General features: G+C 47.4%; 14 protein-coding genes. 8 read left to right on the top strand and 6 right to left on the bottom strand.

Features of this window, described 5'->3' with window-relative positions:
- Nucleotides 1-4 precede the first annotated feature (4 nt).
- The 6 genes from ACTRXH_RS10065 to ACTRXH_RS10040 form a co-directional block, all read right to left on the bottom strand.
- Nucleotides 5-277 carry an acylphosphatase gene (locus ACTRXH_RS10065; protein WP_022793755.1) on the bottom strand — a complete coding sequence of 91 codons (273 nt, stop codon included), beginning with the start codon at nucleotides 275-277 and terminating at the stop codon, nucleotides 5-7.
- A gap of 21 nt (nucleotides 278-298) precedes the next feature.
- Nucleotides 299-526: a hypothetical protein gene (locus ACTRXH_RS10060; protein WP_474261689.1), complete on the bottom strand. Its 228-nt coding sequence runs from the start codon at nucleotides 524-526 to the stop codon at nucleotides 299-301.
- Between the two features lie 43 nt (nucleotides 527-569).
- Nucleotides 570-1,388, bottom strand: coding sequence for a pyridoxine/pyridoxal/pyridoxamine kinase (gene pdxK, locus ACTRXH_RS10055; protein ID WP_474261690.1), 819 nt, complete (start codon nucleotides 1,386-1,388; stop codon nucleotides 570-572).
- A 31-nt stretch (nucleotides 1,389-1,419) separates the two neighbouring features.
- On the bottom strand, nucleotides 1,420-2,652 hold the full coding sequence (locus ACTRXH_RS10050) for an aminopeptidase (protein ID WP_474281957.1): 1,233 nt from the start codon (nucleotides 2,650-2,652) through the stop codon (nucleotides 1,420-1,422).
- Nucleotides 2,653-2,992: 340 nt separating this feature from the next.
- A complete protein-coding gene (locus ACTRXH_RS10045; protein ID WP_474261692.1) occupies nucleotides 2,993-3,562 on the bottom strand; it encodes a LemA family protein in 570 nt (189 codons plus the stop codon).
- 81 nt (nucleotides 3,563-3,643) lie between these two features.
- Nucleotides 3,644-4,267 (bottom strand): NAD(P)-dependent oxidoreductase, encoded by a 624-nt coding sequence (locus tag ACTRXH_RS10040; protein ID WP_474261693.1) that lies wholly within the window; start codon nucleotides 4,265-4,267, stop codon nucleotides 3,644-3,646.
- A 104-nt stretch (nucleotides 4,268-4,371) separates the two neighbouring features.
- On the opposite strand from ACTRXH_RS10040, the gene ACTRXH_RS10035 reads away from it, so the two are divergent.
- From ACTRXH_RS10035 to ACTRXH_RS10000, 8 genes are all read left to right on the top strand, one after another.
- Entirely contained in the window at nucleotides 4,372-6,171 is a 1,800-nt protein-coding gene (locus ACTRXH_RS10035) for an AMP-binding protein (protein WP_474261694.1), read from the top strand.
- Nucleotides 6,172-6,209: 38 nt separating this feature from the next.
- Nucleotides 6,210-7,349, top strand: coding sequence for a DUF445 domain-containing protein (locus ACTRXH_RS10030; protein ID WP_474261695.1), 1,140 nt, complete (start codon nucleotides 6,210-6,212; stop codon nucleotides 7,347-7,349).
- Between the two features lie 93 nt (nucleotides 7,350-7,442).
- A complete protein-coding gene (locus tag ACTRXH_RS10025; protein ID WP_462867612.1) occupies nucleotides 7,443-7,808 on the top strand; it encodes a YlbF/YmcA family competence regulator in 366 nt (121 codons plus the stop codon).
- Between the two features lie 133 nt (nucleotides 7,809-7,941).
- Nucleotides 7,942-8,598: a lytic transglycosylase domain-containing protein gene (locus ACTRXH_RS10020; RefSeq protein WP_474261696.1), complete on the top strand. Its 657-nt coding sequence runs from the start codon at nucleotides 7,942-7,944 to the stop codon at nucleotides 8,596-8,598.
- Between the two features lies 1 nt (nucleotide 8,599).
- Complete coding sequence (locus tag ACTRXH_RS10015; RefSeq protein ID WP_462867609.1) at nucleotides 8,600-8,869, top strand: hypothetical protein; 270 nt, start codon at nucleotides 8,600-8,602, stop codon at nucleotides 8,867-8,869.
- 35 nt (nucleotides 8,870-8,904) lie between these two features.
- Nucleotides 8,905-9,669: a membrane protein insertase YidC gene (gene yidC / locus ACTRXH_RS10010; RefSeq protein ID WP_474261697.1), complete on the top strand. Its 765-nt coding sequence runs from the start codon at nucleotides 8,905-8,907 to the stop codon at nucleotides 9,667-9,669.
- A 159-nt stretch (nucleotides 9,670-9,828) separates the two neighbouring features.
- Nucleotides 9,829-10,518, top strand: coding sequence for a response regulator transcription factor (locus ACTRXH_RS10005; RefSeq protein ID WP_474261698.1), 690 nt, complete (start codon nucleotides 9,829-9,831; stop codon nucleotides 10,516-10,518).
- Nucleotides 10,515-11,894: a sensor histidine kinase gene (locus ACTRXH_RS10000; RefSeq protein ID WP_474261699.1), complete on the top strand. Its 1,380-nt coding sequence runs from the start codon at nucleotides 10,515-10,517 to the stop codon at nucleotides 11,892-11,894. Before ACTRXH_RS10005 ends, ACTRXH_RS10000 begins: the two co-directional genes overlap by 4 nt.
- The last annotated feature ends 18 nt before the right edge of the window (nucleotides 11,895-11,912 follow it).

The following is an 11,912-nucleotide window of genomic DNA, read 5'->3' as shown; positions in this document are numbered from 1 at the left end:
TTAATTAGAAGCGGACGTCAAAGGATTCATTATGGTCGACAGAATCAAGGTCGGACGTTTCGAGGCGCTCTACCGTGGAAAAAGGGCTGCCTTCCTGTACTGCGACAAGAAAGCGGTCCATGTCCTGGGGCGTTCCTTCGGCTTCAATTTCAACAGCTCCGTTTGATTTGTTACGGACCCAGCCGTGAATGTTATGTTTAACTGCTTCTGACTGGGTGAACTGCCGGAAGCCAACGCCCTGGACGTTTCCGTGTACTTCTACATGATAGCGTTTCATTTGCATGCTCCTTTCTGCGGTTCATACTTTTTTAAAATGCTGCTGAAACCAGTGGTCCTGTTCTGGCGAAGGATGCTCACTGATTACATGCATCACGTCTTCTTCGTCGGTAGCCATCCAGACCCCGCTGTCATCAAAAAAGCCCGGGTATATATAGCCGTGACGAAAAAGCAGCTGGGGTGGATAAATTTCGACGACATCCATTTCGACGTGCTTATAAACACTTTTCGTGCATTGAAATAGTTCCAATTTGGTCACCTGCTTATTTTCGGCCTGGGAGCCGAAAACATATTTAAGACTGGGGAGCGCGGTGGCGGTAGGCAGTGTGGTTTACAGAACCAACATGTTCGTTCAGCTGGAAGGAATCCTGAATAGAAGCCTGAATGAACTGTTTTGCTGTATGAATTGCTTCCCGTACACTCTTTCCATTTGCAAGCTCCGCAGTAATAGCAGCAGAGAACGTACAGCCGGCACCGTGAGTATACTCCGTATTAATTTTTTCGGATTCGATATATTCAAAGCTGTTACCGTCATAAAGCACGTCAATTGACTTCTCTGCTCCGGTTTCTCCACCGCCTTTAATAATAACAAAGGACGGGCCGAGCTGATAAATTTTTTCGGCAGCTGCTTTCATATCTTCAAGTGATTGCGGCAGGGACACCTGGGCAAGCTGGGAGGCTTCAAATAAATTAGGAGTCACAATAAATGCCTTTGGCACAAGCGTGTCACGCAAATAAGCATCCATTTCCGGATTGACTGGCTCATCGGCGCCTTTACATACCATCACCGGGTCCACAACCAGCTGTTCTATATGGTGCTCATCTAATTTTTTCGCTACGAGCTCGATGACTTCCTTTGAGCCGAGCATCCCTGTTTTTGCGGCTTGAACCCCAATCCCTTTTAACACTGTGTCCAGCTGTGCTTCGAGCGTGGCCGTATCGATAGGATAGACGCGGTGAAACCAGTCGTTATCAGGGTCCTGGGCCACAATGGTAGTAAGGGAAACCATTCCGTAGGTGCCGAGCTCCTGAAATGTTTTTAAATCTGCCTGGATGCCGGCGCCTCCACTTGTATCGGAGCCGGCTATCGTCAGCGTTTTAGGTAGACTCATAATAATCTCCTTTCAAAAAGTGATAAAAAAGCTATTCTGCCCATTCGCCGTTCCGGAATACGGGCTCTTTTGTACCGTCGGGAAGAATGCCGTCTATATTCATATTTTCATTTCCAATCATAAAATCAACATGGATGATACTTGTGTTTAAACCAGCCTGTGCCTTCTCCTCTTTGTTCATTTCCGGGCCATTTTCCACATTAAAAGCATATGCACTGCCGAGCGCAATATGGTTGGAGGCATTTTCATCAAATAACGTGTTGAAAAATAAAATGCCAGACTGTGAGATAGGGGAGCTGTGCGGAACGAGGGCTACCTCCCCAAGACGGGCAGCACCTTCATCTGAATTGATCAGGTGACGGAGAGTTTCTTCACCTTCGCCGGCTTCCATGTCCGTGACAGCACCGTCCTTGAAATGCAGCGTAAATCGGTCAATAACGCTGCCGCCGTAGTTCAATGGTTTAGTATTGGTTACGTGCCCGTTAACGAAATCCTTATGCGGAGCAGTAAATACTTCTTCTGTCGGCATGTTTGGAATGAACGAAACGCCCGAGGTATTGGTGCTCCCGCCGCCGGCCCAAACGTGTCCTTCCGGCAGGCCGATTTCAAGGTCGGTGCCTGGAGCGGTATAATGAAGTGATTTATATTTTTTGGCGTTAAGCCATTCCACCTTGGCCCGCAGGGTACGGTTGTGGTCGTCCCACGCCTGTACCGGGTCTTCTGTGTCTGCCCGCACAGCGCTGAAGATCCGTTCCCAAAGCAGATCGATGGCCCGGTCTTCGGGTTCGTCCGGGAAAACTTTTTTTGCCCATCCTGCAGAAGGGGTGGAAATCACAAGCCAGCTGACGCGGTCAGCCTGAATATAATCCCGGAACCCTTCCATAGCAGCGCCGGCTGCGTTGTTCGCATTGGCAATTTTATCGGGGTCAACCCGCTTCAGGAGATCCGGATCGGTGGATTTGACCGTGATAAAAGCTGCACCTTCACGGGCCAGCTGTTCCCTGCTTTCAGCACGCCAGGAAGGGAATTCATGAAAGGCTTCTTCGGGCGCTTTTTCGTATTTAATTTTCGTCAATTCATCGTCTGCCCATTCAGGGTAAACATGTTTTGCACCGGCATCGTATGCTGCCTCGGCCAGTCTTCTGACAAAAGGAGCAGCATCAATCGGAGCTGCGATAACTAAAGTCTGCCCCGGCTGGATATTAACCCCTTTATCCACGGCAAGTTTTGCGTAATTGTGAAGTTTTTGTTCGAACGTTTTCATGTCTGAAGCTTCCTTTCTAATACAGTACTGGTTAGACGTAGACAGTGGTCTCAAATGTCTTTCATCATTATAACACGTGAGGATTCATCATTCTTTTGCCGTGTACTGCTTTTTTTAAACAGGCTGAAGGTATAAAAAAGCCCTGCCGGAAGATCCGGGCAGGGTACAAAAGGTATCGTACAGGTAAAGATGCATACATCTAAGGAGAACCTGCCTGTTCAGGGTAGCATAGAATGAATAATAGCCTAATGCCGATGAGAGCTTGTCTCCGCCTGTTTTCGGGAATAAGCGGAAAAGAAACAAACTCAAATCAAAAAATATAATTATATGCATATTTGGATTATACAGATGTTTCCGCCCTTGTTTCAGCACTGCTCCCGGGAGCAGAACTCTGTCCAGGAAGAGGACTGCGGGTTTTAAAATGATGCAGCTCTGCTACAAACCTGACCGGAAATGATGATATCTTGGTATTGTATTTATCTATCGTATTATTATAAACGTTTGAAGAATGAATGATTTTATTCTGCGCATCGTCAAACTGCTCACGCATCGACTTCAGCTCGGACTGCAGCTGCTTATCATCAGGCATGGAAGCGTCAAACACCTCGTGAAGAGTATCTTCAATGCGGGAGTTAATGTGCAGCTGTTCCTGTCTGCTCGATTCCGGGGATAACGCTTCGCTTCTGTATTGTACCAGCGTTTCCAGTTCATCCTGCTTGTGGCGCCATGCTTTTTGGGCAGATTCCACAAAGTCAGGAATTAAGTTCATCCGCCGGTGCAGTTGAAATTCCACCTGGGTCCAGGACTCTTCCACCCAGTTTAAATATTTTATTAAGGCATTGTAGCCGATAATCCAGCTTATAATAGCAGTAACAATAACAATACCGAGAATGATACCGAATATACTCATATCGCCGCCCTCCTTCTTTCGGGGTTTTTACTTAGATAATGGTAATTAGTATAGCATGTTTGTACCGTCAATTACACAGCCTTACTCACAAACACCTATCCTTTTTTTACAGAATTGAGAGTGATTTTCCAATACGTGTATTAAAAAATCAGCAGTGTTTCCTGTCGAGATCCGGGTGCCGTTTTCCGGCAGATAGTCATTTTCATAGCGCCAGGAAGCAGTATTTTCTCCCTCCGGCAGAAAAGTCGGGCAGACAACAGTCCAGCAATAGGACGTCTCCTTAATGTATTCATAGGCAGCTTTATGGTCCTCGGCGGCCATAGTGCTCCGGCGTTTGGATTCTGACGACTCGAACCGGTAAAGGTGCGGCTCTGTGCGCGACTGAAGAATTCCGGCAGTTCCTACGGTGATTAAACGGGTGATGCTTAGGTCGTTCATTTCTTTTAACAATAGCGGTGTGAAGCTGCTTAACACGTTCTGTTTGTCCGTGCCGAGGGCACTGACGACCGCATCCGCGCCCTGCAGTGTTTTTCTGATTTTCGCCTGATCAAGAGCATCGCCGTATATCTGCTCTGCAGAAGCAGGGAGGCTGCCTGCCTTTTCCGGTGAGCGGACAAGTATTTTTAATTCGTGTCCGGCAGCGTCAGCCATAGATGCAAATTGGGAACCGGTGCGGCCGGTGCCGCCAAATAAAGCTATTTTCATTTGAAGCACTCCTTTTTGTTTCACATATCTAAAAGCTATGTAAAAATAGATATACACCCCTATTCCCATTCTATAAAAGGAAAAACGTCGGGAGGCTATGAGAGATGCAGTGGACTACGTGGGAACCGCCTATTGTTCAATGGAGAACTAATGCGCTTTATCGCTGGACTAAAGCACTCGGACTGAGTGATACGGAAGAGCTGAAAACACATGCCGCAATTGATGTTTCCTGGTTTTGGCAGCAGGCTTCCAAACGACTTGAAACCCGTTGGTTCAAACGGTATAAAGATGTGGTGGAGCTTTCGCATGGAAGACGGAAGGCAGGCTGGTTTTACAAAGGTAAAATGAATGCTGCAGAGCAGCTGATAAATAAATCAAAAGAAGTAATGGAGCAGACTGCTTTCATTGATGAAAGCGGAGAGTGGACTTATGAGAGGCTGGCCAAAGAAGTGCAGGAAGCTGCTGGGAAACTGAGGAAAGCCGGTGTGCAAAAGGGCGGACGGGCAGCTGTGGTGGCCCGGGCCGATAAACAGTCGGCGGTGGTTTGCATGGCACTGCTTTATATCGGTGCTGTAGTTTGTCCGTATAACCCCCGCTGGACAACGGCCATAGATAACGAGGTTCATGTGCATTTCCAGCCGGAATGGCTCATTGCTGGTGCGGGAAGTTCTGCAGTTGAAGCTGAGAAAAGGTTCAGTGTGGAAGCTTCGCAAATTATTCAATTGGGCGGGGAGCCTTCCTCAAGACATAAGCAGTGGGAAACTATGACGGCCGGAAAGAATAAGGAGAAGCCTGAAAAAACAGACGGTGCTGATGCTGCACTTGTCCTTTTTGGTGAGAGTCCGGGAGAACCTGTACAGGGGTACGTCCTCAGTCATACTAGTTTATTTATGAAATCAGGAACCGAAATTGGTTTAGTATGGGACGTGCGTCCCGGCGACCGAGTCTGGTGGCTCACCCGGGAGTGGGGATTTGAGCGGCTGTTTGCTATGGTTGGAACGCTTGCAAATGACGGACAATACTGCCTGTTTTCCTGGGACGACGAGAGCGCTGATGCCGGCAGTACGATTGAAGCATACGGAATTACACATATCGGCGTGAATTCACTGTCAGCCCAGATGGCTTCCTCCCAGACACAAAGTAAATGGAAGGAATACCATCTCCATTCGCTGCGGTACGTACTGACTTGGGAGGCAGATTGGATGCGGAGCGACCTGCAATGGGTAATGGATGTATTAACCCGGGGGAGAATTCCACTTTTGAAAGCCTTCGGGGGTGCTCACGCCTCCGGAATGATTACTGCAGATCTGCCGGACCGCAGGGTGCATCCTGAAAAATACAACAGCCGTCTTCCAGGGATGGTGATGGATACCTGGGACAGCGAAGGATATGCAGTGCGTCACGCCCCCGGCAGAGTAGTGGTAAAAAAACCATGGCCGAACAGCCTGGAGGTAATGGTTGATGGACAGGTGCAGTACGACAGCTCTCCGTGGTCCTGGTGGAAGGACGTATGGGCCGGTGACCGATTTTTAATAGATGACGGAGAAGGGTATACGTATGCAGGGGAGTATTCAGACATTAATAAGGTGGAGCAGCAGAATGTTTCTTTGCTGCCGCTTGAAAAATGGCTTGAGGGCATGGACTCGGTGGAAACGGCGCTTTTGCGCTGGAACGGAGGAAGTGCAGAGGCGGTCATAGCTCCTGCTGAAGGATGGAGCGGTACTATAGGCTGGAGGCAGGATCTTTCGGAAAGGTGGCTCGAAGCGCAAAAGTTTCCTCTGAAAAGCATACAAATAGTTTCAACACCTCCGGATAATGTGAATAAACGAATGTGGAGAAGCGCATTTAAACGCGGGAAATTCATCATAGAACGCGAGGAATTTATTTTTACCGAAGAGAAATAACGTTTAACTAATAGACAACTGCCAAAGGAGCAATCATCATGAACGCAGTTATTACAATTATCATTATGATCGCTATTGGGGCAGCTATCGGGGGAGTAACGAATTCACTTGCGATCCGGATGCTGTTCAGGCCGTATAAGCCAGTGTACATAGGCTCTGTACGGGTGCCGTTCACCCCGGGGCTGATCCCAAAAAGACGTAATGAGCTCGCCGGGCAGCTCGGACGGGTCGTTACAGACCATCTGTTGACCCCGGAAGGCCTGCAGACAAAAATCCGCAGCGACATGTTTTCCCGTCAGCTAAATGACTGGGTAACCTTGGAGATGAAAGAGTATCTTTATTCTGAGAAAAGCTTATCCGATTATGTGGAGAAATGGACAGGTCTGAGCGATGCTCGCGGTTTTCTCCGCGAAACGTTAAGAGAAACGCTCGATATAAAATGGGAAGAGGCTAAGTACCGCCATGCTGATACTCCGATTAAAGAACTGCTGCCCTCCGGGGCGGTCCATCAATCGGAAGTGATGACCAAGGAGCTTACACAGCTAATAATGGTGAAGGCCGGTGATTATTTTCGGTCAAGCGCAGGTAAGCAGCAGCTGGCGCTTTTGCTCGAGCGTTTTTTAGAAGGAAAAGGCTCGATGATGAACTTCTTCGGTACAATGATCGGTAACGACCGGCTCGTTGACCGTATTCAACCAGAGGTGCTCCGTTTTTTTGAAGACCCTGGAACAGAAAAAATGATTTCCGGACTGCTTCAGCAGGAACGAAAAGCGCTGTTTGAAAAGCCGGCCGCGGCGGCTTTTGCCTATGTGGATTCCCGGGCCGCGGTGGATTACATTGTGGAAGCAGTTGATAAACATGTACCCGTGATGGAGAGGCTCGAGCAGCCTTTAAAGGAATGGGCTCCAGCATATGAGAAAAAATTGCTGGAGGAATGGGTTCCAAAAGCAGTAAAAAAAGGACAGGGATCCATTGCGAAGAGGCTCCCGAATTTGTTTGAACAGCTTCATCTTCATGATGTAGTTAAAGAGCAGGTGGATACGTTTTCGACAGACCGGATGGAAGCTATGCTGCTTACGATTTCCGGAAGGGAGTTTAAGCTGATCACATATCTGGGTGCACTGATTGGCGGTTTCGTAGGCTGTGTACAGGGAATAGTTGTGCTGTGGATAATGTGAATAAAAAAATACCATTGATTCTTCCGGAATGGATGAATTCTGCTGGCGGTTCATGTTATGCTCATACAGACAATCTTAAAGGAGGACTTATATATGTCCAATATTCATGACAAGGCTTACGAATTATCAGGTGCGCTTCGTGAGAGCGAAGAATTCCAGCAACTTAAAGAGCTTCATAACGAAGTAGAGCAGGACGAAGTCGCAAAGCGTATGCTCGATAACTTCCGTAATGTACAGCTTGAACTGCAGCAAAAACAAATGCAGGGAGAGCAGCCTTCGGAAGAAGAAATTACTCAGGCTCAAAAACAGTTTGAAATGGTGCAGCAGCACGAAGTTATTTCGAAGCTGATGCAGCAGGAGCAGCAGCTCAGCACAGTCATTTCTGACTTGAATAAAATTATTACAGAGCCGCTTGAAGAACTCTACGGTGTACCGGAAGAAAATAACGGCCAGCAGTAATAACAAAAACTTTCCTCGCGACGGGGAAAGTTTTTTATTTGCCTTCACGTTATAGATTCTGGCTGAAACGTGCTACAATAAATATGGCGGTATTCGTCTTTAGCCACGAGTTATGTTAACAGGAGGGGACGCTGTGCGCCCGCAGACCAAGCGTTATCGATACGTTTACTTAATTACAGCAGTGACAGCTCTACTCACAGCAGCTATTGTTTTTATTGCCTCATCAGTGCAGGACGGGAGCACACCGACATACAATTCCCAGGAAGACTTTGCGGAAAATGAAGTTCCAAAAGAATATATTTCTGTTTACAAACAGGCGGGAGAAGATTATGATATTCCGTGGACCCTATTAGCGGCCGTTCACCGGGTAGAAACTGTCTTTTCAACGATGGAAACCCTGGAAAGCCCGGTTGGAGCGATAGGACATATGCAGTTTATGCCATGCACATTTGTAGGATGGAATTATCCAGGCTGTGGGGGAAATGGCAGTGCTGATATACCGGAACAGGAATTAACCGATCCGGAAACGATTAATGAATACGGCGGCTACGGTGTTGACGCTGACGGCGATGGCAGGGCCGATCCATATGCTCTTGAAGATGCCGTGTACTCGGCGGCGAACTTTCTTGCGTCTAACGGAGCAGCGGGTGGTGAGGTACGGCCGGCAATATACCAATATAACCAGGCGGACTGGTATGTAGACGATATTCTTAATTATTACAACACATATGATGAAGAAGTGGAACTGGTGAATCTTGAAGAAAATCGCTTAGCAGAGGAGGGGGGATAAGTTGTTTTTTATTGAAACATTCGCAGAAATTAACTGGGTGGAATGGCTGCTCCTTGTAAGCGTGCTCATTACGACACTTTGGATCGTCAGCCAGCACATTACGAATACGAATGCTTATTCCCTCCATCAGGAGGAAGCAAGGGTCTGCTATGACGATTACAGCCGGGTGCCGGAAATGGCTGCTCTTCGCTTTGTTACTGTACAAAAGAAGATACCGGACCGCTCGGACAGCAGGCATGATGATGAAGACTCTTCTTATTTTTCATCATAATTTGGAAGCATGAAAAATAAGAAGGAGTGAATGTAGTGAATAGTAAGTGGAAATTAATAGCAATGCTAGGTGTTTTAATGCTGGTGCTTGCCGGTTGTGGCGGCGAACAGGAAGCTATATCGGCCGACAGTGAAGGAATTTGGAATCGTTTCTTTGTATACCCGTTTTCATGGCTTTTAATCACAATTGCCCAATTTTTTAATGGTGATTACGGCCTTTCAATCATTGTAGTGACGATTATCATCCGTATTGTGCTGCTTCCATTGTTTATAAAACAACAGAACAGCGCGGTGGCGATGAAGCGGCTGCAGCCGAGAATGAAAGAGCTGCAGGAAAAATACAGCTCGAAAAACCAGGCCGAAGCCCAGAAGCTTCAGCAGGAAATGATGAAGCTGTACCGGGATGAAGGCGTGAACCCAATGATGGGCTGTCTGCCTATTCTGCTGCAGATGCCGATTTTGATGGCCTTTTACTTTGCCATTCAGCGGACAGAAGAGCTCGCAGCCCACAGCTTCTTATGGGTAGACCTTGGAGAGCCGGATCCATTTTTCATTTTCCCAATCCTTGCCGGACTAATGATGTTTTTGCAAACGAGAATCACGGCGAAGGATATGCCGGAAAACATGAGACCAATTATGATGCTGATGCCGGTGATGATGATCGTAGCCGGAATCTTTCTGCCGTCCGCCCTTTCTCTTTACTGGGCGACAGGCGGTGTGTTTATGATTTTCCAGACTCTCGTGTTTACAAAGCGCAAAGAAAAAATGGAGCAGAGCCAGCAGGAAAAAACAACAACGTAACCATGAAAGAAAGCCGCCTGCAGGCAAGCAGTGCGGCTTTCTTTATAGAAACATTGAGGCGTTAATACCGTCTAACACAGAGGAAAGTGGAAACTGAGTAATAATACTGCTACGATAATAGCAGATGGACACGTATCTTCAGAGGAAGGAACGAGATAAATGACGACTGCATATACAATTTATTTAGTGGAAGATGAAGAAAACCTTTCCGGAGTATTGAAGCCCTATATGGAGAAGGAAGGTTGGGAAGTTACCGTCTTTGATAACGGTACGGACGCTCTGGAGGCCAAAGAAGAGCCGCCTCACCTGTGGGTGCTCGATATTATGCTGCCGGGAACGGATGGGTATCAGATATTAAAAGAAATTAGGTCTTCAAAAAAAGGGGAAGTGCCGGTAATTTTTATTTCCGCGAGAGACCAGGATCTTGACCGGGTGCTTGGTCTTGAAATGGGAAGCGATGACTACCTGGCGAAACCATTTCTTCCCCAGGAGCTGATTATCCGTGCTAAAAAACTGTTATCCCGGGTATACGGCGAATCGCAGACCGAAACAAAAAAAACAGAAGTAAATAATTACTACATTGACCCGGAAGCACGTACAGTAACGGATGCTGAAAATGATGACACCCATATCGAACTGACGACAAAGGAGATGGATTTAATTCTGCTTTTGACCGAAGAGGTGGGCAAAGCCCTGTCGAGGGAAGATATCATTGAACATGTGTGGGGCGAAAACTATTTTGGCTCGGAGCGGGCCGTAGATGACGTTGTGCGGAGAGTCCGGAAAAAAATGCCCAGAATTCATCTGGAAACTCTGTATGGATACGGATATCGTGTTCTGCCGTCATGATGAAAGTGAATTTGACCCAGCGCATTTGGCTCTCTTTCATTGCCATCATTGTTCTGGTCGGTCTGACAGTCATTATCGTATATCCTATTTCGATTCGTGGAACGCTGACGGAAGAAACGTACCGGATTATTGAAGAAGAACAGGCACAGCTCGTTAATCCGCTGAGTGATTATTTCACGCCGCCGGAGTCAGACGATCTGGATTTCATTGAACGACGGGAAGCAGAGCGTTCGGTTGGGCATGTTTTTGTTACTGAAAATGAAACGGTCAGCGGGGAGCCTCGTCCGCCGGCCGAGGTGGAAAAGGAAATGCTTGAAAATGCCGGCAATCAAAATGCGGAACGGGAGAGGTATGAGCTCACTTTTAATGATGCTACACTTTTTTATGTGATCACAAAAGTAGAGTCGGATGGGGAGGAAGCGTTCCAGATTTCCTACATGTGGGATACGTATAGAGACACAATGGTAAACCGTTTGTGGACCCGTCTGGTGTACATACTGCTCATCACAAGCGTCGTAAGCCTGCTGCCGGCGATCTGGCTGAAACGCTACCTGCGGCAGCCGCTGCGGGTGCTCGGCAACCGTTTTGAGCAAATTGCTGAGAGAAATTGGCGGGAGCCTGTCAATTGGAAAGGGGACCAGGACTTTCAGAAGCTGTCCGAGCAGTTTGAGCGGATGCGCCAAAACTTGATCCGTTACGACAATTCACAAAAAACCTTTATCCAGCACGCCTCCCACGAGCTTAAGACACCAATTATGGTGGTTAAATCCTATGCGCAGTCCGTTAAAGATGGCATTCTGCCTAAAAAGGATATGGAAAAAACGATGGATGTCATCATAGATGAAGCGAATCGCATGGATAAAAGGGTCAGAGATATGCTCTATTACACGAAACTTGATTCGCTGAAAACAGAGGCGATTGAATACGAAGAAATTATTTTCGGTAAACTGGCTTATGCGATTGAAGAACGTTTTCGTCTGCAGCGCAGCGATATCCGTTTTTATATTGAAGGGGCAAGCGTACGCATGTATGCGGACGCTGAACATATGCGGGTGCTGCTTGAAAACCTGGTGGAAAATGCGCTGCGCTACGCAGAGGACAGTATTTGGATTAAGGCAGTAAAGCATCCGGACGGGCGGGTGGAAATTACTGTCGAAAACAACGGCGAAAACATTAATGAAGAAGAGCTTGAATACATTTTTACGCCGTTCAGAAAAGGAAATAAGGGCCAGTTCGGGCTTGGTCTTGCGATTGTAAGCCAAATTGCTGAACTGCACGAAGCGTCAAAAGAGGCGGCTAATACGGAGACAGGAGTTCGGTTTACGATCAGGCTCCCGGCAGAAAACGAAATAGAAACGAAAAAAACCGAGGCGTAACCGCCCCGGTTTTTTGTA

The organism is Marinococcus sp. LNHM5E3-2.1 (assembly GCF_056034365.1).
The sequence above is the reverse complement of the archived record's forward strand: the minus strand, read 5'-3'. Positions and strand labels throughout refer to the sequence as shown.

What these genes read in the sequence shown, in the direction of transcription:
- ACTRXH_RS10025 (WP_462867612.1), top strand. Translation starts at nt 7,443, where the DNA reads ATGTCCAATATTCATGACAAGGCTTACGAATTATCAGGTGCGCTTCGT.
- ACTRXH_RS10000 (WP_474261699.1), top strand. Translation starts at nt 10,515, where the DNA reads ATGATGAAAGTGAATTTGACCCAGCGCATTTGGCTCTCTTTCATTGCC.
- ACTRXH_RS10040 (WP_474261693.1), bottom strand. Translation starts at nt 4,267, where the DNA reads ATGAAAATAGCTTTATTTGGCGGCACCGGCCGCACCGGTTCCCAATTT.
- ACTRXH_RS10030 (WP_474261695.1), top strand. Translation starts at nt 6,210, where the DNA reads ATGAACGCAGTTATTACAATTATCATTATGATCGCTATTGGGGCAGCT.
- ACTRXH_RS10050 (WP_474281957.1), bottom strand. Translation starts at nt 2,652, where the DNA reads ATGAAAACGTTCGAACAAAAACTTCACAATTACGCAAAACTTGCCGTG.
- ACTRXH_RS10035 (WP_474261694.1), top strand. Translation starts at nt 4,372, where the DNA reads ATGCAGTGGACTACGTGGGAACCGCCTATTGTTCAATGGAGAACTAAT.
- ACTRXH_RS10045 (WP_474261692.1), bottom strand. Translation starts at nt 3,562, where the DNA reads ATGAGTATATTCGGTATCATTCTCGGTATTGTTATTGTTACTGCTATT.
- ACTRXH_RS10005 (WP_474261698.1), top strand. Translation starts at nt 9,829, where the DNA reads ATGACGACTGCATATACAATTTATTTAGTGGAAGATGAAGAAAACCTT.
- pdxK (WP_474261690.1), bottom strand. Translation starts at nt 1,388, where the DNA reads ATGAGTCTACCTAAAACGCTGACGATAGCCGGCTCCGATACAAGTGGA.
- ACTRXH_RS10065 (WP_022793755.1), bottom strand. Translation starts at nt 277, where the DNA reads ATGAAACGCTATCATGTAGAAGTACACGGAAACGTCCAGGGCGTTGGC.